Below are 23,745 nucleotides of genomic sequence, written 5' to 3'. Positions count from 1 at the left end.
CCGCGTGCGACCCCGACCGGGCAGGGCGGGGTCAGGGGGTGCGCTGCATCCGCAGGTGTGGAATCCCGTCCTCGATGAACTCGGCGCCTTCCGCCACGAAGCCGAACGACGCGTAGAAGTCCGCGACGTACGTCTGCGCGTCGAGCACGCACGGCGAGGTGCCGACGTCCACCAGCGCCGCCTGCATCAGGCGACGGCTGAAACCACGGCCGCGGGCCATGCGTGCGGTGGCGACCCGTCCGATGCGGAACGTGCCGTCGGGCTCCTCCAGCAGCCGCAGGTACGCGAGCGGCTCGGGTGAACCGTCGGCTTCCAGCCAGAAGTGCCGGGTTCCCTGCTCCAGGTCGCGGCCGTCGACATCGGCGTAGACGCAGTTCTGCTCGACGACGAAGACGTCCTGACGCAGCCGCAGGATCGCGTACAGCTGAGCGGGACTCAGGTCGAGTCCCCACTGCCGCCGCAGGGTGGCGGGAAACGGTGTGGTTCGCACCGCACCTTGGATATCAGAAGCCCAGCATCGACCGGTAGTGAGCCAGCCGGGTGTAGACACCAGGTTCGTTCGCCCGCGCGCAACCGCGGCCGAACGACACCACGCCCGCCAGCCTGCCGCGCACCACCAGCGGCCCGCCCGAGTCGCCGGTGCACGCGTCGCGGTCGCCACGGCCCGCGCACAACATCGCGCCCGGCCGGAAGTCCGGCTCCTTCAGCATGCACTCCTGGTCCGACAGGATCGGCACCGTCGCCTTGCGCAGCGTCAACGAGGGCGGGGTGTTCTCGGCGGTGCGGCCCCAGCCGAGCACCACGCCGTCGTCGCCGACCTCGCCGAGTGCGATCGTCCGGTACGGCAGCGGGCGGGCCAGCGTCAGGATCGCCACGTCGTCGCCCTGGGTGACCTCGCGGTAGTCGGGGTGCCGCCACACGTCCGCGACGGCGGCCTCGATCCCGTCGGTCTTCACCCGCAGGTCGGTGCGGCCCGCGACCACGCGCAGCTGGTCGGCGGGGCGCTGGTTCTTGCCGAGCACACCCTTGATCGTCGCGCAGTGCGCGGCCGTCATGACCTTGTCCGGCGCGACCAGCGCACCACCGCACATCAGCTGGCCGTCGGAGGTGGTGATCGCCACAACCCACGGGGTGTCCGACACCCGCGCGGGTGTCCCCCCGACGATCGCATCGGCCGTCGACGCACCGCTGACCAGCGCGATCACCGTCGCGAGCACGGCAAACCGCTTACCCCTCACGGACCACTCCTCGTTGCGCCAGGTGGACGATTGGTCACCAACCGTAGCGACGACGCTAGGACGGCGTCAAAACCGGAGATTCTCGTGTTAGTGTCCAGTTCGACCGAAGATTCTTCGGTCAGTCGTGTAGCTCACGGGGGTATGTGCGGTGCTGTTCGACTTCGGCCAGGTTCCGGCCTTTCTGCTCGCGTGCGCGGTCGTCATCGTGACCCCCGGTGTTGACGCGTTCCTGCTCCTGCGCACGTCACTGCGGTCGGGCACGCGCTCGGGGCTGCTCGCGCTGGCGGGCATCCACTCGGCCGCCGCGGTCCAGGTGACCCTGGTGATCTCGGGGCTCGGCGTGGTGCTCGCGCGGTACCCGATGGTGCTCACGGCGTTGCGCTGGATCGGTGCCGCCTACCTGCTCCACCTCGCTGTTTCCATTGCACGAGGACTTCTCAAGCGCTCGCAGGCGCAACCGGAGGAGGTCATGAGCGACCGGCCGTTCCGCCAGGGCTTCCTGACCAACATCACGAACCCGAAGATGATCCTGTTCTCGCTCGCCTTCCTGCCGCAGTTCATCGGATCGGGTGAACCGGCACCGCAGCTCGCGATGCTGGCCGTCGTGTTCCTCGGACTCGCCGCGATCTGGGAGCTGATGATCGTGCTGGCGGCCTCGCGCATGGCGGGGAAGCTCAAGCGGCCCGGCGTGACGACGGCGCTGGACGCGGTCTGCGCGGCGGTCTTCCTCACCATGTCCGTGGGCCTCGTGGTCTAGGTTCTGGGTGGTGGCGGATCGACTGCGGGCGTTGCGCGACGCGCTGGCCGCGCATCCTGGTGAACCCGTGCCGTTCGACCGGCTGGTCGCCGAGGTCTGGCAGGACGACCCGCCGCGGCATCCCCGCGCGGCGCTGCGCACGCTGGTCCAACGGCTCCGCGCCACCGAGCGGGTGATCACCGAACCGTCGGGCTACCGGCTCGTCCCCCGCCCGCCCGCGCCCGGTCAGCTCCCCGCGGACCTGCCGGACTTCGTCGGCCGCAAAGAGGAAATCGCCCGGCTGCAGCTGCTGGACGGACCGGTGCGGGCGATCACCGGGCTGCCCGGTGTCGGCAAGACCGTGCTCGCCGTGCGGGAGGCGCACCGGCTGCGCGAGCAGTTCCCGGACGGCCAGCTGTACGCCGACCTGCGCGGCTACTCCACCGGCCCGTCGATGACCGTCGAGCAGGCGCTCGCCCGGTTCGTGAAGGCGCTCGGCGGCGGCCCGGACGACGACTACCGCGAGCTGCTGCGCCACCGGCGGGTGCTGGTGGTGCTCGACAACGCGACCGAGGACGTGATCGCCCCGCTGCTCCCGAACACGCCCGGCTGTGCCGCGCTGATCACCAGCCGCGCCGACCTGCCGATGTTCGCGCAGGTCAGGCTGGGTGTACTGACGGAGCTGGAGGCACGCGAACTCCTCAGCGGGATGCGCGTCGAGGGCGACACGAGCGAGCTGGTCGAGCTGTGCGGGCGGCTGCCGCTGGCGTTGCGCATCGCCGGGGCGAACCTCGCCGGCCGCCACCTGCCGGACTACGTCGCGGAACTGCGCGAGCAGCGGCTGGCGGCGCTGGAGATCGAGGAGGACGACACCGCCGTGCAGGCGACGTTCGACCTCTCCTACCGGAAGCTGTCGGAGCGGGCACGGCGGACGTTCGACTTCCTGGGCGCGGTGCCCGGCCCGGACTTCCCGCGCGGCCTCGTCGGCGACGCGATCGACGAGCTCGTCGTCGCGAACCTGGTGCAGCCAGGCGGAACCGGCCGTTACCAGCTGCACGACCTGCTGCGCCTCTACGCCCATTCGCGGATGCGGCGAGAAGATCAACGCACGGTCTTCGACTGGTACCTGACGCGGGCGGACGGTGCCGAGGCCGCGCTCAACGCCGGTCTCACCCGTCTGCTGCCGCCCGTGCCGGAGCCCGTGCCGTTCGCGTCCGAGCAGGAGGCCCAGGCCTGGTTCGAGATCGAGCGGCCCAACCTCGTCGCGCTGGCCCAGGCCCAGCCGGACGCCGCACTGGTGGCGGGCCTGCGCGCACACCTGTCGCTCACCGGGCACTTCGCCGATCTGCGCATGATCGCCCGTGCCGCACTCGCCGTGGAGACCGGGCAACGGGCGGCAGCGATGCGCGTGTGCCTCGGATACCTGGACTACCGCTTCGGCGACCACCAGTCCGCGATCGCGCACTGCGAGCGGGCCATCGCCGAGTTCCGGGCCGCCGGGCGGCAGGCGGAGGAGTCCGTGGCGCTCAACATGCTCGCCGGCGCCTACCACAGCCTCGGCGAGCTCGACCTCGCGCACAGGCATCTCAGCGCGGCGATCGAGCTGTACGTGGCGAACGACCTGACGGCGAGTCTCACCGGCGGGCTCAACAACCTCGGGTTGCTGGAGCTGGAGCTCGGCAACCTCGACGCCGCCGAGAACACGATCCGCCGCGCGATCGGCCTGTCGCGTGCGAACGGCTACTACCACCAGCTCACCAACCAGCTCGGCAACCTCGGCATGACGCTGACCGCGCGACGGAAGTTCACCGAGGCCGAGGCGACGTTCCACGAGTCGCTGGAACTGGCGGGACAGCACGGCCTGCGCGCGGTCGAGCTGGCGGTGCTGGTCGAGTACTCCGAGCTGCTCCTCGCCCTGGGTAGAAAGGACGAAGCCGCCGACCACGCCCTGCACGCCATCGAGCTCGCCGGGCAGGACAACCTGTACATCGAGGTCGACGCCGGTCTCGTGCTCGCGGGAGTGCACGGTTCGATCGCCGAGTACGACGAGGTGCACCGGCGTGCGGCCGACGCCGGGTTCCGGATCATCGAGGTGCTCGCGCTGGCGGGCAAGGCGGCGTTGCTGCGCGAGAACGGCCACACCGGGCCGGCGGACAGGTTGTGCCACCAGGCGATCGAACGCGCGGAGGCGGCGGGACTGCGCTATCGCGCCGATCTGGTGCGCGCTCAGCTCAAGTCGTGACACGCGTGTAGTCGCCTGGGCGAGCACAGCCGATGCCCCACGAGACGATCCCGGCGACCCGCCCTCCGGCAGGGCCGCGTTCGTTGTCGATGAAGGGCGCCTTCCTGCACCTCAGGTGGATGAAGGCGCCCTTCATCGAGCACCCGGCGCGCCGGGCCTGGTTCAGTTGTGGACAGCACTGCCGGCAGGGGTGTGGGGGACGTCGACTCCAGGCGGCGAAACATCGATGACCGGGTGAAGGTCCTTCGCATACCGGGAGATCCGGACGTAGACGCCGGGCTTGCCCCTGCGCGCGCAGCCCTCGCCCCACGACGTGACGCCGACGAGCTTGCCGTTCGCGACGATGGGGCCACCGGAGTCGCCCTGGCAGGTGTCGATCTTGCCTTCCTCGTAGCCCGCGCAGAACATGTCCGCCTTCACGAACTGCGGGTAGGACTCGACGCAGTAGTCGTCCGGCAGCACCGGCAGCACCGCCTGCAGGAGGAACCGCGACGTCTTGCCGTTCTCGCTGACGCGGCCCCAGCCGAGCGCGCGCAGCTGCGTGCCGGGCTGGTAGAGCGCCCGATCGGTCAGTTCGGCGATGGGCAGCGGGGTGTACGGCAGCGGCTTGGGCAGCGTCAGCACCGCCACGTCCTCGCCCTCGTCGGCCGAGACGTAGCCCTTGTGGACCCAGATGTCCGCGGGCGTCACCGACATTCCGGCGCCGCGATCCAGCTTGTCTTCGCGACCTGCGACAACGCGCAGCTCACCGGGCGCGCGACCGAAGGCGCAGTGCGCCGCGGTGAGCACCTTCGTCGGTGCGACGACGGTGCCACCGCAGAACTGCGCGCCGCCCGGATCGGTCAGGTACACGGCCCACGGGTTGGCCTCGATGGAGGCACGCTCGCCGCCGACGACCTGCTCACCGGCGGCGGCCGTGCCCGTGGACACCAGCATTGCCGAAAGGACCAGCACCAGGAGTCGTCTCATGACTCCAGATGGTAGCTACTCCGCTGCTCCGTTCGGGGCAACCTTGCTCCACATCCTGCCCGCCGCACCCATGACGGTCTCGCCGATGTCGTTGATGGTCTTGATCAACGGGTCGGCGGAGTTGCTCATCGACTCCTTGTACGACCGGGCGGCGCTCTTGATGTCGTCGGTGAGGTTGTTCGCCGGCCGGTCGTCCTCGCGGCGCGCGTACGTGCCGGTCAGGATCTCGCGGTACTCCTCGGTCGCCGACCAGCGCTGCAGCTCGGCGGCCCGCACCACGACCAGCGGGTGCGACCGGTGCTCGGTGTGCAGGAGCTTGAGGATGCTGTCGCGGATGTCCTCGACCTCCTCGTACTCCTTGGCCTGGGCGAGGAACGACGCGATGTCGACCTGACCGCCGAGATCGCCCGCCAGCGCGAGGTGCGAGCGCAACGCGGCCTGCGGGTCCTGGCAGGCCAGCAGGCCGGCCCGGTCGCAGGACAGCTCGGTCTTGCGCTGCCACTCGCGCAGTGCCGCGATGACCGCCCGCATGGCGATGGCGCCCGCGGGCACCCACGCGAACGACGTGGTCAGGTCGATGAGCCGGCGCAACAGCGTGTTGTAGAGCGCGTGGCCCGACATCACGTGGCCCATCTCGTGCCCGATGACGAACCGCTGCGAGTCGTGGTCGAGCAGGTCGACGACACCGGTGCTGATCACGATGAACGGCCGGTCGATGCCGGCGGTGAAGGCGTAGGCCTGCGCGTTGCGCTCGACGTAGAGCTCGGGCACCTCGTCGAGGTCGAACGTCGCCGCCACCTCGTTGCGGATGCGGTCGAGGTGCGGGTACTGCTTCGGGCCGACCCGCACGGAGGAAGCCACCTGCAGCAGGCGCTCACCCCGTTCGGTGAAGGCTCCGGCGACCGCCTTGAGGACCGGTGCCACGGCGGGCACCGCCCTCAGCACCGCGAGGGCGCCTCGGTCGGCAGGGTGTTCATAGGCGCGCGGGCTGATCCCGGGAAAGCGCACCCTCGATGACTGCTCAATATCCCCCGTCACATCCCCCAGGTTAGACACGATCCGGACAAGGGTGCACGGAATCGGCGCCAGATGGTTGCAAACTGACGCGGTGAGCGACGACGACACCACCGTTCTTCCGCTGCGCGGCGGAGCGTCCGCGACCCTGGTCCGCCGCCGTGCTGCGGCCAACGACCGCGGGGCGATCCTGTACGTGCACGGGTTCGCCGACTACTTCTTCCAGGAGCACGTGGCCGAGCACTTCACGGCCCAGGGCTACGACTTCTACGCGGTCGACCTGCGCGGTTACGGCCGTTCGCTGCGCGACGGCGAGCCACCGAACTACACGACGGACATGGCGGTGTACTTCGAGGAGATCGACGCCGCCATCGCGAAGATCCGCGAAGAGCACTCGCGCGTGGTGCTGATGGGGCACTCGACCGGTGGCCTCACGACGTCGTTGTGGGCACACGAACGACGCTCCAGCGACCTCATCGACGCGTTGGTGCTCAACAGCCCGTGGCTGGACGTCGTCGAACCGCCGTTCATGCGCCAGCTGGTTCGCCTCATCGGGCAGGTCGCACCGAAGGTGAAGATCCGCGCGAACCTCGGCGACGCCTACGGGTCGACGATCCACAGCTCGCACCACGGCGAGTGGGACTTCGACCTGAAGTGGAAGCCGCTCGCGGGCTTCCCGGTGCTGGCCGGGTGGATCCGGGCGGTCCTGATCGCGCAGGAGAAGGTCCACAACGGACTCGACGTGCGCGTACCGGTGCTGGTGCTGCACTCCGACAGGAGCGTGCTGAACGCGAAGGAGTGGAGCGAGGACGTCGCGAAGGCCGACGCGGTGCTGGACGTCGAGGGCATGAAGAAGTGGGGCCCGAAGATCGGGTCATCGGTCCAGGTGGTCGAGATCAAGGCCGGCCTGCACGACCTGTTCCTGTCGCCGGAGCCGGTCCGCGCGGCGGCGCTCGCGGCCGTGGACGAGTTCCTCAAAACAGCTTGACCTCGTCATAGGTCGAAGTTCGAGACTTGCGGTCATGAACATCGACTTCAACGCCTGGTACGCGCTCGAAAGCGCGATGCAGGACGAGAAGAGCCGTCGCGTCAGCCGGGCGACGTTGAAGCGCGTCGCCCGGTTCGCCCGCCCGCAGCGGCGGGCCGTGTACGCGCTGCTGGCCACCAGCTCGGTCGCGGCGGTGCTCGCGGTGGCCTCGCCGGTGCTGGCCGGGCGCGTGGTCGACCAGATCGTCGGCGGCCGCGACCTGGGGCTCGTGGTGTGGCTGGCGCTCGCGATCGCCGGCGTGGCGGTGCTGGAGGCCGGGTTCTCGCTGGCCGAGCGGTGGCAGTCGGCGCGAGTCGGCGAGGACCTGATCCTGCGGCTGCGGCAGGCCGTCTTCGACCACGTGCAACGGATGCCGATCGCGTTCTTCACCCGCACGCGCACCGGTGCGCTGGTCTCCCGGCTGAACAACGACGTGATCGCGGCGCAGCGGGCGTTCTCCGAGACGATTTCCGGAGTCGTCACGAACGTCATCGCGCTGATCCTGACCCTGGCCGTGATGCTGACGCTGTCGTGGCAGGTCACGGTGCTCGCGATGGTGCTGTTACCGATCTTCCTGATCCCGGCGCGGCGGATGGGCAGGCGCCTGGCGTCCATGCACCGCGAGGCGGCGAACCTCGACTCGGCGATGACGACCCAGATGACCGAGCGGTTCTCCGCGCCGGGCGCGACGTTGATCAAGCTGTTCGGGCGGCCCGCCTTGGAGAGCGCGGAGTTCGGAGCGCGCGCACGGCGTGTGCGCGACATCGGCGTGCGGACGGCCGTGGCACAGTGGCTGTTCCTCGTAGCGTTGACGCTGGTGTCGTCGTTGGCGCTGGCACTGGTGTACGGACTGGGCGGCTACTTCGCGATCGCAGGGCAGATGGCACCGGGCACGATCGTGACGCTCGCGCTGCTGCTGACCCGCCTGTACGCGCCGTTGACCGCGTTGGCCGGCGCACGGGTCGACGTGATGACCGCGCTCGTGTCTTTCGAGCGGGTCTTCGAGGTGCTGGACCTGCCGCCGTTGATCAAGGAGAAGCCCGACCCGGTCGCCGTTCCCGAGGGACCGGTTTCCGTGGAGTTCTCGGACGTGCGGTTCGCCTACCCGTCCGCGGACAAGGTGTCGCTCGCGTCGCTGGAGGAGGTCGCGGCGCTCGACACCCGCGGTGGCGAGGAGATCCTGGGCGGGGTGTCGTTCGAGGCCGCGCCGGGCTCGTTGATCGCACTGGTGGGCGCGTCGGGTGCGGGCAAGTCGACGATCGCGTCGCTGGTGCCCCGCCTGTACGACGCGGACTCCGGCACGGTTCGGCTGTCCGGTGTGGACGTTCGCGACCTGTCGTTCGACTCGATCCGCGAAACCGTGGGCATGGTGACGCAGGACGGGCACCTGTTCCACGAGTCGATCGGCGCGAACCTGCGCCTGGCCGCCCCGTCCGCCACCGACGAGGAGATCTGGGACGCGCTGCGCCGGGCCCGGCTGGCGGACCTGGTGTCGTCACTGCCCGATCAGTTGGACACCGTGGTGGGCGAACGGGGGTACCGCCTGTCCGGCGGTGAACGGCAACGGCTGACGATCGCCCGGCTGCTGCTGGCCAAGCCGCGCGTGGTGATCCTGGACGAGGCGACCGCGCACCTCGACTCGCGCTCGGAGGCCGCCGTGCAGGAGGCCCTGGTCGAGGCGCTGGCCGGACGGACGTCGCTGGTGATCGCGCACCGGCTGTCCACGATCCGCGCGGCGGACCAGATCCTCGTCGTGGACCGCGGGCAGATCGTCGAGCGTGGTACGCATGAAGCGTTGCTGGCGCTCGACGGCCACTACGCCAAGCTGTACCGCACGCAGTTCAGCGAAGAGCCGATCGGAGCACCGTGATTCCCTCACCGGACAACCTCTACCCGTTGCCCGACATAGCCCGCACGGTGCAGCTCAAGCCGTTGGTGAAGAACCCGCAGATCGAGGTCGGCGAGTACACCTACTACGACGATCCGCACCACGCTTTGCAGTTCGAGCAGCGGAACGTGCTCTACAACTTCGGCCCGGAGAAGCTGGTCATCGGCCGCTACTGCGCGCTGGCCGAGGGCGTCCGGTTCATCATGTCCGGCGGCAACCACCGGACGGACGGCGTGTCGACGTTCCCGTTCACGATCTTCGGTGGCCTCTGGGGCGAGAAGACGCTCGACATCGCCCTCGGCGCGCCTTCGCGCGGGGACACCGTGGTGGGCAACGACGTCTGGATCGGCTACCAGTCGCTGATCATGCCGGGCGTGCGGATCGGCAACGGGGCGATCATCGCCGCCGGGTCGGTGGTGGTGTCGGACGTGCCGGCGTACGGGGTGGTCGGCGGGAACCCCGCCCGGTTGCTGAAGAAGCGGTACAGCGACTCGGAGATCGAGCTGCTGGAACGGATCGCGTGGTGGGACTGGCCGGTGGAGAAGGTCACCGAACACGTCCGCGTGATCATGGCGGGGACGCCGGCCGAGCTCGCGGCGATCGGGTGAGAGCTCTGCTGATCACCGGCCCGGTCGGGATCGGCAAGACGACGGTGGCCGAGGCCGTGGGCGACGTGCTCGCCGCGGCCTCGGTCCCGCACGCCGTGATCGACCTGGACTGGCTCAGGCACTGCACGCCCAAGCCCTAGTTGATCTTTATGGAGGCAACCTCCACGCACCTGAGGTGCAGGGCCCCGGCAAAGTCGTCCAGGCCGCCCGATGAGAGCGCGCCCACGCGGCAAGCGTTGTCGATGAAGGGACCCTTCCTGAATCCGGGGTGGATGAAGGATCCCTTCATAAAGATCAACACTTGCGGAGATACCGGAAATTCCTGATGGGATCGCCCCCACGGGCCGAGCCGCTCCACTCGATCGGGAGTTGGCAGTACTTGCAGACGCCAGCCGGTCCAAGGCGGACTTCGACACAGACCCCAATAGCGTGTCGCGGCTGACACTTCGGGTACAGGTGGCACGGCGCCCTGCCGTGAGTTGCGGTGAGCGTGTGGCGGCAGGTGGCCGCTTTTCGATCATGAAGATCGCGCTCTCATGGTGTCCGCCGGGCAGGATCCGGACCTGTCATTCGCGGACCGCGTAACCACCCAGCGAGGGCTCCAGCAGGCCGAAGACGTGGCGTGCCGACCGGTCCGCGATCGCGGCGATCTCCTGGTTGCCCGTGCCGCGCAACGTCAGCCCCATGACCTCCTGGAACAGGGTCCGGTGGGCGGCACCGAGCAAGGCGGCCGCCGCCCTGGGCTCGATGTCGCCGGGGGCGGCCGCGGTGTCGGCGGCGAGGGTGCGGGCGAGGGCTTCCTCGCGCTGGTCGTGCAGGTCTCGCAGGCGGGTGGTCAGAGTCGGGCTGTCAGTGATCATCCGGGCGAAGCCGGGGCCGGAGAAGCCGGCCAGGACGTCATGGCGGGTCAACTGGTCCAGGAACTCGCGGCGCAGCGCGGCCAGTGCCGACTCGCCCGCGGGCCTCGCCTCGACGGTGCGGGCGAGGCTCGCGGCGAACGTCTCGTGGTAGTCGAGGGCCAGGTCTTCCTTGCGGGGGAAGTGGTTGGTGACGGTCATCTTCGCGACCTGGGCGGCTGCCGCGATGTCGGTGATGGTCACCTCCTCGAAGCCGCGTTCCAGGAACAGGCGGGTCGCCGTGTCGGAGATCGCCTGGCGTGTCTGCTGCTTCTTCAGCTCGCGCAGTCCCGTCGTCATGGCAGCGATCGTAACCTATGGCCGACCTAAAATTAGGTTGGACATATTCTTAGGTCTGACCTAACGTTGCTGTCGTCCGAACGAGAGGAGGTGAGCGATGAACCTGCGTGTCACACCGCCGTCCGTCCTGAGTCGCTGACCCCCACCACCTTCAGGAGAACCGTGTGCAGATTTCCTCCACCGCCGACGACGTCCGTGCCGTGCTGGCGCAGCTCCGGGGCCTGGCAGCGGGCCTGCCGGAGCTCGCTTCCGACCTCACGCCCGCGCTTCCCGGCATGGACGGGCAGTGGGTGAACGCCTCCGGGCGGTCGGCGACAGAAGCGGGAGTGGTGCTGTACGTCCACGGCGGGGGCTTCGCGGACACGGATCCCCACGCGGAACGGCTCGTGGCCCACTGGTTGTCGAAAGCGACGGAGCGGCCGGTGTTCGCGGTGAACTACCGGCTCGCCCCGGAGCACACCCACCCCGCGGCGCTGGACGACGTCGTCGCCGCCTACCGGGGTCTGCTCGATCAGGGTGTTCCCCGGTGCCTGCTGTTCGGTGAGTCGGCGGGCGCCACGCTCATCCTGTCGGCCCTGCTGGTGCTGAAAGGAAGCGGGGAACCGATGCCGCCGGCGGTCGTGGTGTCCCCGTTGACGGACCTGACCCTGTCCAGCCCGTCGCTGTCGGTCAACGACGGGCTGGACACGATCAACCGGGCGGTGCTGGAGAAGGTCGTCGCCCGCTACCTGGCGGGAGCGCGGCCGGACCTGGCGCCGCAGTCCCCGTTGCACGGTGATCTCGGCGGCCTGCCGGCTCTGCTGGTGGTGGCCGGCTCCGCCGAGGTGCTGCTCGACGACGCCCGGCGGTTCGCCGACGCGGCCGCCGCGGCGGGAACCGACGTCACCCTCGACGTCCACGACGGGATGCCCCACACCTTCCACCTGGCGCTGCTGTCCGGCGTCCCTCTCACCACCACGACCACGTTCCTGTGCCGCCTGGCGGACTGGACCCGAGAAAGGCAGAGATGAACCTGCGCATCACGCCCGGCGAACCACTGCGCCTGATGAGCGTGCACGCCCACCCCGACGACGAGTCGAGCAAGGGCGCGGCCACGCTCGCCAAGTACGCCGCCGAAGGTGTGGACGTCCTCGTGGTCACCTGCACCGGCGGCGAACGCGGCAATGTGCTCAACCCGGTCGTGGACCGGCCGGGTGTGCGCGAGAACCTCGCCGAGATCCGCCGCGCGGAGATGGCCGCGGCCAGGGAGATCCTCGGTGTGCGCCAACAGTTCCTGGGCTTCACCGACTCCGGGCTGCCCGCTGCGGGCGAACCGTTGCCGGGAGGCTGTTTCGCGCTCCAGCCGCTGGAAGAGGCGGCCGGACGCCTGCTGGAGTTGATGCGCGAGTTCCGGCCGCACGTCGTCATCACCTACGACGAGACCGGTGGCTACCCCCACCCCGATCACATCAAGACGCATCAGGTGACCGTGGCGGCGTTCGAGGCGGCAGCCGGCGAGCCCTGGCAACCGCTCAAGCTGTACTACCACGGCGCCCTGTCGCGTGCGTGGTTCCAGACCATGCACGAGGCGATGACGGCACGCGGGCTCGACTCCGGGATGCAGGCCGTGCTGGCGGAGTTCCCCGAGGACGCGGCCACCCTGGAGATCACCACCCGAGTGCCCTGCGCGGAGCACTTCGCCACCAGGGACCGGGCGCTGCTGGCCCACGCCACGCAGATCGACCCCGACGCCGGGTTCATGCGCCACGACCGCGACGTGGAGCGGCAGGTGTGGCCCACCGAGGACTACCACCTCGCCCGATCTCGCGTCGGCGTCACCACCCCGGAGGACGACCTGTTCGCGGGCGTGCGACCGAGGGTGCTGATCAGCGGGGCCGGGGTGGCCGGCTCGACCGTCGCCTTCTGGCTCAAGCAGCACGGGTTCGACCCCACCGTCGTCGAGCGGGCGCCGGCGTTGCGCACGGGTGGCCAGGCCGTGGACTTCCGGGGCTCCGCGCTCACGGTGCTCGACCGGATGGGCGTGCTGGACCAGGTGAAGGCGCACGACACCGGCGTCGGCGACTGCACGGTCGTGGACGCCGACGGCGTGCCTTGCGCCGTCATTCCCTCCGTCCTGTACGCGGGCGAACTGGAGGTGCTCGTCGACGAGCTGATCACGATCCTGCACGACCGCGCCGCCCGCAGCGGCGTCCAGTACCGGTTCGGCGACTCCGTCACGAGCCTGACGCAAGACGACCACGGCGTGGAGGCCGGTTTCCGCAACGCTCCGCCGCAGCGGTTCGACCTGGTCATCGGCGCCGACGGGGTCCACTCGACGGTCCGGGGGCTCGCGTTCGGCCCCGAGGAGGAGTTCGCGCACCACCTCGGCTGCCACTACGGCTACTTCGAGATCGACAACCACCTCGGCCTCGACCACGCGGGCATGGCCACCGGCGACGGCGAGACCGCGGCGCTCAGCGTGTTCAGCGTCAAGCACAACGCTCGGGCGCGCGTCGGGCTGCTGTTCAGGACCGCACAGCCGCTGACCTACGACCGACACGATCTGGAGGCGCACAAGAAGATCCTCAAGGAACGCGGCGCGCACCTCGGCTGGGAGGCACCGGTTCTGCTCGGCAAGCTGGACTCGGTGGAGGACCTGTACTTCGACGCCATGACGCAGATCCGCATGGACACCTGGTCGCGTGGCCGGATCGTGCTCGTCGGCGACGCCGCCCACTGCGCCGCGCCGACCTCCGGACGCGGTACCTCCCAGGCCCTGCTCGGCGCCTACGTCCTCGCCGAAGAACTGGCCGCCGCCCACGGCGACCACCGCACCGCCTTCACCGCCTACGAGTCGGCGCTGCGCGAGCACGTGGCCGCCAACCAGGAGATCGGCGTCCACGGCAGCCAGTACGTGTTCGCCCGGCCCACACAGGAGATGTTCGACGCCATGGCCGGCGAAGCCGGCAACGACCGCGAGGACGAAGAAGAGTTGGCTTCTGGCCGGTGGCGTCCGAGTGAACTCCGGTGACTGACGGTCCTGGCCGCGCGACCATGAGCACATGGAGTACGACCGCTACTGCGACCTGACCATGCGCGGAGGCGCGACCAGCGGCGTCGTGTATCCCCTGGCTGTCGCATCGCTGGCCCGCCACTACGAGTTCAGGCAGATCGGTGGCGCGTCCGCGGGAGCGATCGCCGCGGCGTTCACGGCGGCGGCCGAACGCGGTCGTGCGTCCGGCGGGTTCGACAAGCTGGCGGCGCTGATCGACTGGTTCACGTCCGGCTCGGGCGCGGAACGGTGGCGGCTCGCGCAGTTGTTCCAGCCCGACGAGAAGACCCGCGCGCTGTACCGGATCGTCGTGGCGACCATGCAGAAGCGCGAGACCACCGGGCGCAGTGCGATCTCGTGCCTGTTCTTCGCGTTGCTGGGTGCCGTGGGCATGCGGGCGAAGGCCGTGCTGGCGCTGATGGCGTTGCTGTGGCTGGGCGGACCGGTGTTGTGGTCGGCGGGGCTGGCGCCTGCCCGGTACGCGGGGTGGCTCGCGGCGCTCGTCGTGGTGCTCGCGCTGGCCTGCGTGGTGCTGGTGCTGTGGCCGTTGCGGTCGAGTTTGCCCTGGCCCGCCTGGCTTTTCGTGGTGGTTCCACTTGTGCTCGGGCTGGCGTTCTCACGGCACTACGCGACGGCGGCGGTCGTGTTGCTGGTGTGGCTGGTGCTCACGTTGGCGGCGGTCAGCGCGTTGACCGTCACCTACGGCTATGCGATGCAGCGGTACCTGAAGCACAACGCGCGGTCCATCCACTTCGGACTCGTGCCGGGCACCGGTGACTTCACGCCGTCGTGGCTCGACCGGCTGGCGGGCGTGCCGAAGTCGACCGGCGTGCCGCCGCTGTCCGACTGGATCGCCGACCAGCTGGACGCGCTGGCCGGGACCGGGCACGCGCTGACGTTCGGCGACCTCGGGGACGTCACCCTCGTGCTGATGACGACGGACTTGTCCGAGGGACGGCCGTACCGGTTGCCGTTCAAGGAAAGCTGGCAGTACTGCGAGGAATGCCTCGGGTACGTGCTGCCGGGCCGGGTCGTCGAGCAGATGAACGGTCCGGAGACGGGCGCGAAGTGTCCCGAGCACGAGCAGATGCCGTTGCGGGAGCTCCCGGCCACCGAGAACCTGCCGGTGGTGCTGGCCGTGCGGATGTCGTTGTCGTTCCCCGGACTGATCGCCGCCGTACCGCTGTGCCGGGACGGGCGGGTGCACTGGTTCTCCGACGGCGGCATCACCAGCAACTTCCCCATCCACTTCTTCGACGCGCTGCTGCCGCGCTGGCCCACGTTCGGCCTGACCCTGCAGCCCTACCCGCCGGGCGACACGAACGAGGTGTGGCTGCCCGAGCAGGACGCGTCGACCTCCGGCACGCACTACGCGTCGCTGGAGTCGATGCCGAAGTTCTTGCTGTCCATTTTGGACACGTTCCTGGACTGGCGCGACACCATGCAGTCGGCGTTGCCCGGCTATCGCGGCCGGATCGCGCGCGTGCGGCAGGCCGACGACGAGGGCGGCACGAACCTGTTCATGCCGCCGGCCACGATCCGCCGCCTGGCGTTGCGCGGCCGGCTGGCCGGCGACCTGCTGCGCGAACGGTTCCAGCAGCAGCAGAACACCGACCGCTACCGCTGGATCCGGCTGCGCATGGCCGTGCGGGAGTACCAGGAGCTGGGCGTGCAGGCCGCGGACCGCGACGCGTTGTACGAGGAGCTGCTCGCGCGGTTCCAGATCCCCGAGGCGTTGCACGAGTGGTTCCGCACTCCCCCTGCCGACGGTGACCCGTTCCGGGCCGGGATCGACCTCGCGCTCGACCACGTCGGGCGGTTGAAGGACGACGGGCCGTTCGACGGCGTGCCGCCGGTCGATCCGGATTTGCGGCTGACGCCACCGGAGTAACGCGCTAACCTGGGTTCATGACGCGATTTAGCCGCCCCCGACCTGCGTGGGTGGCGCGCGCCTAGAACCTTCCCGTCGGTCGGGGGACTCCGCATCCGCAGAACCCAGACCAGAGACGGGAAACCCCATGTACCGCACCGATGAACTCGTGCACGCCCTGAACGTCCGCGACCTCAGCGACCCCGCGCAGGGCCCGCACGCGATGCAGCTGCTGATCGCCGATCTCAAGGCCGCGCTCGACCACCCCGTGGAAGTCCGCCACCACCCGCTCGTGCCGGTGGAGCACAACTACGAGCACCTCGGCTATCCGGCGGACGCGATCACCCGCGAGACCCGTTACACCAGGTACGTCAGCGAGACGTGCATGCTGCGCAGCCACACCACGGCGATGATCCCGCCGTCGCTGCGGAAGGCCACGCCGGACGTGACACTGGTCTGTCCCGGGCTGGTCTACCGCCGCGACACGGTCGACCGCCTGCACACCGGCACACCGCACCAGCTGGACGTCTGGCGGATCAGCGAGCGTCAGGAGCGGCTGGAAGAGCTCGTCGACACCGTCGTCACGACGTTGTTGCCCGGCAAGCGCTACCGCATGGTCGACGCGCAACACCCGTACACCACACACGGCAAGCAGATCGACGTCGAGCACAACGGCGAGTGGGTGGAGATCGGCGAAGGCGGACTGGCCGCGCGGCACGTGCTCAAGGACCACCCGCACGGCCTCGCGACGGGGTGGGGGCTGGACCGGATCCTCATGCTGCGCAAAGGCGTCCCGGACATCCGGCTGCTGCGCAACACCGACCCGCGCATCGCGGCGCAGATGCAGGACCTGGCGCCCTACCGCCCGATCTCACGCCATCCGGCCGCGATCAGGGACATCTCGATCGTGGCCCACCACACCGACGACATCGAGACGCTGGGCGACCGGATCCGCGTTCTCGTCCCTGAGGACGTGATCGAGGAGATCACGATCCTCAGCGAGACGCCCGCCGAGGAGCTGCCGGACCACGTCCGGCAACGGCTGAACGCCGAGCCCGGTCAGAAGAACGTGCTCCTGCGCGTGACGATGAGGGCACCGGAACGCACTCTCACCGACCGCGAGACGAACGAGATCAGGGACCGCCTGCTTCAGGGCTTGCGGGCGACCGCGCCGTAGATGCCCGTGTGGTCCTCGAAGGAGTCCGGGCGCCACTCGTCCACCGTGACGAGGCCCGGCTCCAGCAGCTCCAGCCCGTCGAAGAACCGGCTCACCTCGGCGTGCGTGCGGATGGCGAGCTTGTTGTCCGAGTTGCTGTAGATCTGGGCGACCTTGCGGGCCTCCTCCGCCTCCTCGGCGGTGAGGTTGTCCCAGGTGGCGTGGGTGATCGCCAGGTGCGAACCGGGCGGCAGGTCCGCCATGTACTCGGCCACCGCCGCGTAGGGGTCGTCGGCGTCCGGGACGAAGTGCAGCGCCGCGATGATCAGCACGCCGACCGGGCGGGAGAAGTCGAGGGTCTCGCGGGCGCCCGCCAGCACGGTGGAGGTCGCGCGGAGGTCCGCGAGGACCGCCGAGGCGTTGGGGTTGTCCGCGAGCAGGGCGTTGCTGTGCGACACGGCGACCGGCTCGTAGTCGACGTAGACCACGCGGGCGGACGGGTTGTCCTGCTGGGCGATCTCGTGGACGTTGCCCACCGTGGGAATGCCGGAGCCGAGGTCGAGGAACTGGTCGACGCCCGCGGCGACGAGGTGGCGGACGACCCTGCGCAGGAACGAGCGGTTGGCCTGCGCGCTCTGGGCGATGCCGGGGAAGATCTGCTCCACCTGCTTGGCGGCGGCGCGGTCGGCTTCGAAGTTGTGCGAACCGCCCAGGTAGTAGTCGTACATCCGCGCCACGCTCGGGCGGGTGACGTCGACCGTGGAGGGAACCCACTTCAGCTCTTCCATCACGCGCGCATCCTCACCCGGTGTGCGCACGAGTGTCCACCGCCGTCACCCGTTGCGCGGCGCTCGCTGACAGCGAACACCTGAGGGGAACACCACCCCGCTGAAGTTGGTTGAGCGATACAGACTCAACTTTGGAGGGTGATGTGATGGGCGAGACGTTGGCCCTGCCGGTGCTGCCGCTGGACGACGTTGTGGTGCTGCCCGGCATGGTGGTGCCGATCCGCATCTCCGGTGCGGACGCCAGCGCCGAGGCCCGCGCGGCCGTCGACGCGGCCACGACCGCGGCAGATCATCAAGTGCTGCTCGTTCCACGTCTGGACGGGAAGTACGCCTCGGTCGGCACATTGGCCGAGATAGAACAGGTGGGCCGCCTCCCGGGTGGTGAACGGGCCGCCGTCGTGCGCGGCACCAAGCGCGTGCGCATCGGCACGGGCACCACGGGACCGGGCGCGGCGCTGTGGGTCGAGGCGACGGTCGCGGACGAGTCCCCGATCACCGAGCGGACGCGCGAGCTGGCCAAGGAGTACCGGGCCATCGTCACGAACATCCTGCAGACGCGCGGTGCGTGGCAGATGGTCGACTCGGTGCAGCAGATCAAGGACCCGTCGGCGCTGGCCGACCTCGCGGGTTACGCCTCGTACCTCGACGAGAAGCAGAAGATCTGGCTGCTGGAGACGAGTGACGTCACCACCCGGCTGGAGCAGCTGCTGGAGTGGGGCAAGGCCCACCTGACCGAACTGGACGTCAGCGAGACGATCGCGAAGGACGTCAAGGAAGGCGTCGAGAAGCAGCAGCGGGAGTTCCTGCTGCGCCAGCAGATGGCCGCGATCCGCAAGGAGCTGGCCGAGCTCGACGGCAAGCCGGCGACCGAGCAGGAGGACTACCGGGCCCGCGTCGAGGCGGCGGACCTGCCGGAGAAGGTCCTCAAGGCCGCGCTGGCCGAGGTCGACAAGCTGGAGCGCACTTCCGAGCAGTCGCCCGAGGTCGGCTGGATCCGGACGTGGCTCGACACCGTTCTCGAAATGCCGTGGAACTCCCGGACCGAGGACGCCTACGACATCAAGGGCGCGCGTGAGGTGCTCGACGCGGACCACGCCGGTCTGGACGACGTGAAGCAGCGCATCACCGAGTACCTGGCCGTGCGCAAGCGCCGTGCCGACCGCGGCATGGGCGTCGTCGGCGGCCGTCGTTCCGGTGCCGTGCTGGCTTTGGTCGGGCCTCCCGGTGTCGGCAAGACGTCGCTCGGCGAGTCCGTGGCACGGGCGATGGGCCGCAAGTTCGTGCGGGTGGCGTTGGGTGGCGTGCGCGACGAGGCCGAGATCCGCGGTCACCGCCGCACGTACGTCGGCGCGCTGCCGGGCCGGATCGTCCGCGCGATCAGCGAGGCCGGGTCGATGAACCCGGTCGTGCTGCTCGACGAGATCGACAAGGTCGGTTCCGACTACCGCGGCGACCCCACGGCGGCGTTGCTGGAGGTGCTGGACCCGGCGCAGAACCACACGTTCCGCGACCACTACCTGGAGGTCGAGCTCGACCTCTCGGACGTGGTGTTCCTCGCGACCGCGAACGTGCTGGAGTCGATCCCGGCGCCGTTGCTCGACCGCATGGAACTGGTGCAGCTCGACGGCTACACCGAGGACGAGAAGGTCACGATCGCGAGCGACCACCTGCTGCCGCGCCAGATCGAACGCGCCGGCCTCGCTCCCGAGGACGTCACGTTCGACAAGCCCGCGCTGCACCAGCTGGCGAGCGAGTACACCCGCGAAGCCGGGGTGCGGCAACTGGAACGGGCCCTCGCGCGGATCCTGCGCAAGGTGACCGCGAAGGTGGCCCTCGGCGAGCAGGAGCTGCCGGTCACGGTCGACCAGCCGTCGCTGAAGTCGTACCTGGGCAGCCCGAAGAACACACCGGAGTCGGCCGAGCGCACCTCGGTTCCCGGGGTGGCAACGGGCCTGGCCGTCACGGGCGTCGGCGGTGACGTGCTGTTCATCGAGGCCTCGTTGGCGCCCAAGGACACCGGTGCGTCCGGTGTGACGTTGACGGGCCAGCTGGGCGACGTGATGAAGGAGTCCGCGCAGATCGCCTTGTCGTACCTGCGTGCGCACGACGAGAAGGCCGCGGCGCTGGACGGCCGGGGAGTGCACATCCACGTCCCGGCGGGCGCCGTGCCGAAGGACGGTCCGTCGGCGGGCGTCACGATGACGACGGCGCTGGCGTCGCTGCTGTCGGGCCGCCCGGTGCGGTCGGACGTGGCGATGACGGGCGAGATCTCGCTGACCGGCCGGGTGCTGCCGATCGGTGGCGTGAAGCAGAAGCTGCTCGCCGCGCACCGCGCGGGCATCACGACGGTGCTGCTGCCTCAGCGCAACGAGCCGGACCTGGACGACGTGCCGGAGTCGGTGCGCAGGCAGCTGACCGTGCACTTCGTCTCGGACGTGTCCGAGGTGCTGGAGCACGCGCTGTCGAAGGAAGCCGCCGCAACGGTTGCGGCGTAACGGTTCGCGGGTAGACCCCTCGTGGGGGCAGCAGCGGCGACTGCTGTCCCCGCGAGGCTTTTCGCGTCAGCACTGCGCGATGTCGATGACGAGGCGGTACGGGTCGTGAGCGTGAACACCCGGTGCCGGGGATCCCCGTTCACGATCAACTACCCCAGGAAGTCCTCCAGTGGCACCGGAGTGAGTCCATCCTGCTTGGCCCGGTTCAGGAACGCGGTGAAATCCTCGACAAAGGTCGTGCGGAAGTGCATCAGCACGATGTCACCCGGCTTGAGCTTGTCGCCCATCTGGAACTGCACGTGCCCGTCGTTGACCGCGGCCGTCCAGTTCACCAGCGCCTTGAACCCGCAGCTCGCGGCGGCCTTGCGGGTGTTCGTGTCGTAGTTGCCGAACGGCGGCCGGAACAGCGTCGGGCGCTTGCCGTAGTCGCCGGCGAGGAAGCCCGCGTTGTCGCAGATCTCCTTCCGCTGGAACTCGTACGGCTTGCCCTGGAGGTTCGGGTGGTCGGTCGTGTGGCTCTGGACCGTGACCGGCAGTTCCTTGAAGTAGTCCTTGTGCCCCTCGGCGTACTTGGTGTTGAGGAACACCGACGGCCAGACCCCGGCGTTGATCATCAGCTCGCGGGCCTTCGGGTGCTGCACCGCGCCGTCGTCGATCGTGATGAACACGTACGGCTTGTCGGTCGCGATGTGCGTCACGACCGGCACCATGCCGTCGACGGTCGCGGGCGCGTGAGCCTGCACCTTGCCGAACGTGTACGGCGGCTCGAACATCCGCTTGAGCCGCTCGGGCGTCGCGGTGGTGGTTGTCGTCGGCGACGGTGAGGACGTCGTGAGGACGGGACCACCCGGCTGCTCACCGGCCGTGTCTCCACAGGCGACCAACCCGGCGACCAACGCAAATGCAGCTACAAGCCGCAACCTGGACATCGTATTTCCCCCTCCACGCGGAGGACGCCGCGCAGGCCCTCATGGTTGCACGGGGATAGGCTCGATCTGATCACAAAAAGGAGGAGTTCAGATGAGCCTCGAGCGCCCAGTCGCTCCCGACCCCTACGCGTTGCTCCCCTCGGTCGGCACCTTCGACGTCACTTCGGCGGACGTGCGCGACGGCGAGCAGCTCCCCGAGGCCCAGGTCTTCGAGGGCGGCAACACCTCACCCCAGCTCTCGTGGTCCGGTTTCCCCGCCGAGACCCGCAGCTTCGTGGTCACCTGCTTCGACCCCGACGCGCCGACCCCTTCCGGTTTCTGGCACTGGGTGGCCGTGAACATCCCCGTCACCACCACTTCGCTGGACACCGGCGCGGGCAGCTCCGACGCCACGCTTCCGGGTGACGCATTTCACGTGCGGTCCGACTACGGCACGAAGGCGTTCGGCGGCGCCGCCCCGCCCAAGGGCGACCACCCGCACCGCTACTACTTCGTGGTGCACGCGGTCGACGTCGACAAGCTCGACGTGGACGGCGACGCCTCGCCCGCGGTCGTGAGCTTCAACCTCGCGTTCCACACGCTGGCGCGCGCGATCATCACGCCGACCTACCAGCACTGAGCGCCCGGCCGGCTCGCTGGGCCGTGCCCAGCGAGTTGGCCAGGCTCGCGCCGCAGATCAGCACGATGCCGACGATCTGCAGCGGGTGGATCCTGGTGCCGTACACCGTCATGTCGACGACGATCGCGACCGCCGGGTAGGTGAACGACAGCACGGCGATCAGCGACGTCGGCAGCTTCTGGTAGCTCGCGTACAGCAGGATGTACATGACGCAGGTGTGGATCACGCCGATGCCCGCGAGCCACGCCCAGCCCACGCCGATCGACGCCGTACCGGAGAAGTCGACGAACGGCAGCAACAGGACGATCCCGGCGGCCACCTGGGTGAGCGCGATCAGGTGCGGGCGGATTCCCTTGAGCCGCTTGGCGATGATCGTCGCGAACGCGTAGAGCAACGCCGCCAGCAGCGCCTCGCCGATGCCGAGCAGGTAGTCCCCGCTGACCGTGACGCTGGTGATGTCGGTGACCAGCACGACGCCGACGAACGCGACGGCGATCCAGCCGAGCTTGACGGCGGTCAGCTTCTCCTTGAACACCAGCGCACCCAGCAGCACGACGTAGAACGGCTGCGTGTGGTAGACGACGGTGGCGAGCGAGATCGACGTCTTCGCGTAGGCGGAGAACAGGAACGCCCAGTTGTAGACGAGGAAGACGCCGCCCGCCAACGCGAGCAGGAACGTCGCACGGGTGAAGCCGGTGTGGCTGAAGAAGCCCCGGATCCAGCAGTAGAGGCCCAGCGCGATCGCACCGGACACGCACCGCCAGAACGCCACCGTGAACGGCTGCGCGCCGGACTCGAAGACGAACACGCCGATCGTGCCGGACAACACCATCGCGATCGTCAGCTCGACAACGCCCTTTTTCTGCAGGTCACCCACCTGAATGCTCATGGCGCCAAGTTAGCGATGGCTCAGATACTGCCAACAGTGGCAGCGAGGACACTCTTCGCTAAGATCCTGCCATGCTGCGGAGCGTTGCGGTCGTGCTGATCGACGGGGTGGCGCCGTTCGAGTTCGGTGTCGTGTGCGAGGTGTTCGGCATCGACCGCACCGAGGACGGCGTGCCGTCGTTCGAGTTCAGGGTCTGCGGGGAACGACCGGGCGAACCCGTCGGCGCGAACGTGGGTGTGCGGATGATCCCCGAGTTCGGGCTGGACGCGCTCGTCGGCGCCGACCTCGTCGCGGTGCCCGCGGCGAGGTTGCGCGAGCACTACCCGCCGGCCGTGCTGCGGGCGTTGCGCGAGGCCAACGCGAACGGGTCGACGCTGCTCTCGGTGTGCAGCGGCGCGTTCCTGCTCGGCGAGGCCGGACTGCTCGACGACCGGCCGTGCACGGTGCACTGGCACCACGCCGCCGCGTTCACCGAACGGTTCCCGAAGGCGCAGGTCGACCCGAACGTCCTCTACGTCGACGACGGCGACATCGTCACCAGCGCGGGCACCGCGGCGGGCATCGACGCCTGCCTGCACCTCGTGCGCCGCGAGCTCGGCACCGGACCGGCGACCGCGATCGCGCGGCGGATGGTGGTGCCGCCGCAGCGGGAGGGCGGGCAGCGGCAGTTCATCGACATGCCGGTGCCGGCGAACGCGGCGATGAGCCTGCAGCCGGTGCTCGACTCGATGCTGGAGTCGATCGCCGCCGAGCACTCGGTCGCCGATCTCGCCCGCCGCGCCCGGCTCTCCGAACGCACCTTCGCCCGGCGGTTCGTCGCGGAGACCGGCACCACCCCGGTCCGCTGGCTGACCGCGCAACGGGTGCTGCACGCCCGCAAGCTGCTGGAGGAGACCTCGCTCTCCGTCGAGGAGATCGCGCACCTGAGCGGGTTCAGCACGGCGGCGCTGCTGCGGCACCACTTCCACAAGGACGTCGGGGTCTCCCCCAACGCCTACCGCCGCACGTTCGCCGCGGAAGCGCCGCCCGTAAGGCCTGCGTAACACGGCC

21 protein-coding genes and 1 pseudogene are annotated in these 23,745 nt (G+C 69.5%); 14 read left to right on the top strand and 8 right to left on the bottom strand.

The features are described from left to right. Nucleotides 1–31: 31 nt before the first annotated feature. Together ABZV40_RS03480 and ABZV40_RS03475 are read right to left on the bottom strand one after the other, a co-directional pair. On the bottom strand, nt 32–490 hold the full coding sequence (locus ABZV40_RS03480) for a GNAT family N-acetyltransferase (RefSeq protein ID WP_355435085.1): 459 nt from the start codon (nt 488–490) through the stop codon (nt 32–34). Between the two features lie 13 nt (nt 491–503). Further along, entirely contained in the window at nt 504–1,238 is a 735-nt protein-coding gene (locus tag ABZV40_RS03475) for a serine protease (RefSeq protein WP_355435082.1), read from the bottom strand. 148 nt (nt 1,239–1,386) lie between these two features. Here ABZV40_RS03475 and ABZV40_RS03470 point away from each other — a divergent pair, with 148 nt between their 5' ends. Beyond that, on the top strand, nt 1,387–1,995 hold the full coding sequence (locus tag ABZV40_RS03470; RefSeq protein WP_355435079.1) for a LysE family translocator: 609 nt from the start codon (nt 1,387–1,389) through the stop codon (nt 1,993–1,995). Between the two features lie 10 nt (nt 1,996–2,005). Next, complete coding sequence (locus ABZV40_RS03465; protein ID WP_355435076.1) at nt 2,006–4,216, top strand: tetratricopeptide repeat protein; 2,211 nt, start codon at nt 2,006–2,008, stop codon at nt 4,214–4,216. A gap of 162 nt (nt 4,217–4,378) precedes the next feature. Here ABZV40_RS03465 and ABZV40_RS03460 read toward each other — a convergent pair whose 3' ends face one another. Next, the gene (locus ABZV40_RS03460; RefSeq protein WP_355435073.1) at nt 4,379–5,185 is read right to left on the bottom strand and encodes a serine protease; all 807 of its coding nucleotides are present in this window, start codon (nt 5,183–5,185) and stop codon (nt 4,379–4,381) included. 15 nt (nt 5,186–5,200) lie between these two features. Then, nucleotides 5,201–6,223: a M48 family metallopeptidase gene (locus tag ABZV40_RS03455; RefSeq protein ID WP_355435070.1), complete on the bottom strand. Its 1,023-nt coding sequence runs from the start codon at nt 6,221–6,223 to the stop codon at nt 5,201–5,203. Nucleotides 6,224–6,293: 70 nt separating this feature from the next. Between ABZV40_RS03455 and ABZV40_RS03450 the strand changes: the two genes are divergently transcribed. The 4 genes from ABZV40_RS03450 to ABZV40_RS03435 are packed head-to-tail and all read left to right on the top strand — an operon-like array spanning nt 6,294 to nt 9,862. Next, the gene (locus ABZV40_RS03450) at nt 6,294–7,187 is read left to right on the top strand and encodes an alpha/beta hydrolase (RefSeq protein ID WP_355435067.1); all 894 of its coding nucleotides are present in this window, start codon (nt 6,294–6,296) and stop codon (nt 7,185–7,187) included. A gap of 34 nt (nt 7,188–7,221) precedes the next feature. Then, entirely contained in the window at nt 7,222–9,096 is a 1,875-nt protein-coding gene (locus ABZV40_RS03445) for an ABC transporter ATP-binding protein (RefSeq protein ID WP_355435064.1), read from the top strand. Beyond that, entirely contained in the window at nt 9,093–9,722 is a 630-nt protein-coding gene (locus ABZV40_RS03440) for a CatB-related O-acetyltransferase (RefSeq protein ID WP_355435061.1), read from the top strand. The genes ABZV40_RS03445 and ABZV40_RS03440 overlap by 4 nt, the downstream gene beginning before the upstream one ends. Then, a complete protein-coding gene (locus ABZV40_RS03435) occupies nt 9,719–9,862 on the top strand; it encodes a hypothetical protein (protein WP_355435058.1) in 144 nt (47 codons plus the stop codon). Before ABZV40_RS03440 ends, ABZV40_RS03435 begins: the two co-directional genes overlap by 4 nt. 426 nt (nt 9,863–10,288) lie before the next feature. Here ABZV40_RS03435 and ABZV40_RS03430 read toward each other — a convergent pair whose 3' ends face one another. Beyond that, nucleotides 10,289–10,918, bottom strand: a complete 630-nt coding sequence (locus ABZV40_RS03430) for a TetR/AcrR family transcriptional regulator (RefSeq protein ID WP_355435055.1) — start codon at nt 10,916–10,918, stop codon at nt 10,289–10,291. 164 nt (nt 10,919–11,082) lie between these two features. Between ABZV40_RS03430 and ABZV40_RS03425 the strand changes: the two genes are divergently transcribed. The 5 genes and pseudogenes from ABZV40_RS03425 to ABZV40_RS03405 all read left to right on the top strand — a co-directional run bounded on the left by ABZV40_RS03425 (nt 11,083) and on the right by ABZV40_RS03405 (nt 16,996). After that, the gene (locus ABZV40_RS03425; protein ID WP_355435053.1) at nt 11,083–11,928 is read left to right on the top strand and encodes an alpha/beta hydrolase; all 846 of its coding nucleotides are present in this window, start codon (nt 11,083–11,085) and stop codon (nt 11,926–11,928) included. After that, nucleotides 11,925–12,767 (top strand): annotated as a pseudogene (gene mca, locus ABZV40_RS03420) (mycothiol conjugate amidase Mca); the annotation flags it as partial. The gene ABZV40_RS03425 and the pseudogene mca, both read left to right, overlap by 4 nt. Then, a complete protein-coding gene (locus tag ABZV40_RS03415) occupies nt 12,765–13,928 on the top strand; it encodes an FAD-dependent monooxygenase (protein WP_355435779.1) in 1,164 nt (387 codons plus the stop codon). The pseudogene mca and the gene ABZV40_RS03415, both read left to right, overlap by 3 nt. Before the next feature lie 31 nt (nt 13,929–13,959). After that, nucleotides 13,960–15,840 (top strand): patatin, encoded by a 1,881-nt coding sequence (locus tag ABZV40_RS03410; protein WP_355435050.1) that lies wholly within the window; start codon nt 13,960–13,962, stop codon nt 15,838–15,840. Nucleotides 15,841–15,967: 127 nt separating this feature from the next. Further along, nucleotides 15,968–16,996: a hypothetical protein gene (locus ABZV40_RS03405; RefSeq protein WP_355435047.1), complete on the top strand. Its 1,029-nt coding sequence runs from the start codon at nt 15,968–15,970 to the stop codon at nt 16,994–16,996. Here the strand turns inward: ABZV40_RS03405 and ABZV40_RS03400 are convergent. Beyond that, the gene (locus ABZV40_RS03400; RefSeq protein ID WP_355435776.1) at nt 16,969–17,763 is read right to left on the bottom strand and encodes an SAM-dependent methyltransferase; all 795 of its coding nucleotides are present in this window, start codon (nt 17,761–17,763) and stop codon (nt 16,969–16,971) included. The two genes, ABZV40_RS03405 and ABZV40_RS03400, sit on opposite strands and share 28 nt — an antisense overlap. A 146-nt stretch (nt 17,764–17,909) precedes the next feature. Here ABZV40_RS03400 and lon point away from each other — a divergent pair, with 146 nt between their 5' ends. After that, nucleotides 17,910–20,258: an endopeptidase La gene (gene lon / locus ABZV40_RS03395; protein WP_355435044.1), complete on the top strand. Its 2,349-nt coding sequence runs from the start codon at nt 17,910–17,912 to the stop codon at nt 20,256–20,258. A gap of 149 nt (nt 20,259–20,407) precedes the next feature. On the opposite strand, the gene ABZV40_RS03390 is transcribed toward lon, so the two are convergent. Beyond that, nucleotides 20,408–21,187 (bottom strand): polysaccharide deacetylase family protein, encoded by a 780-nt coding sequence (locus ABZV40_RS03390; protein ID WP_355435041.1) that lies wholly within the window; start codon nt 21,185–21,187, stop codon nt 20,408–20,410. Nucleotides 21,188–21,278: 91 nt separating this feature from the next. Here ABZV40_RS03390 and ABZV40_RS03385 point away from each other — a divergent pair, with 91 nt between their 5' ends. Continuing rightward, nucleotides 21,279–21,806, top strand: coding sequence for a YbhB/YbcL family Raf kinase inhibitor-like protein (locus ABZV40_RS03385; protein ID WP_355435038.1), 528 nt, complete (start codon nt 21,279–21,281; stop codon nt 21,804–21,806). On the opposite strand, the gene ABZV40_RS03380 is transcribed toward ABZV40_RS03385, so the two are convergent. Next, nucleotides 21,784–22,695: a DMT family transporter gene (locus ABZV40_RS03380; protein ID WP_355435035.1), complete on the bottom strand. Its 912-nt coding sequence runs from the start codon at nt 22,693–22,695 to the stop codon at nt 21,784–21,786. The two genes, ABZV40_RS03385 and ABZV40_RS03380, sit on opposite strands and share 23 nt — an antisense overlap. Before the next feature lie 71 nt (nt 22,696–22,766). Here ABZV40_RS03380 and ABZV40_RS03375 point away from each other — a divergent pair, with 71 nt between their 5' ends. Next, nucleotides 22,767–23,738 carry a helix-turn-helix domain-containing protein gene (locus ABZV40_RS03375; protein ID WP_355435033.1) on the top strand — a complete coding sequence of 324 codons (972 nt, stop codon included), beginning with the start codon at nt 22,767–22,769 and terminating at the stop codon, nt 23,736–23,738. Nucleotides 23,739–23,745 lie beyond the last annotated feature (7 nt).

Source organism: Lentzea sp. NPDC004782, assembly GCF_040609115.1.
In the GTDB taxonomy this organism is placed as follows: domain Bacteria; phylum Actinomycetota; class Actinomycetes; order Mycobacteriales; family Pseudonocardiaceae; genus Lentzea.
The sequence above is the reverse complement of the archived record's forward strand: the minus strand, read 5'-3'. Positions and strand labels throughout refer to the sequence as shown.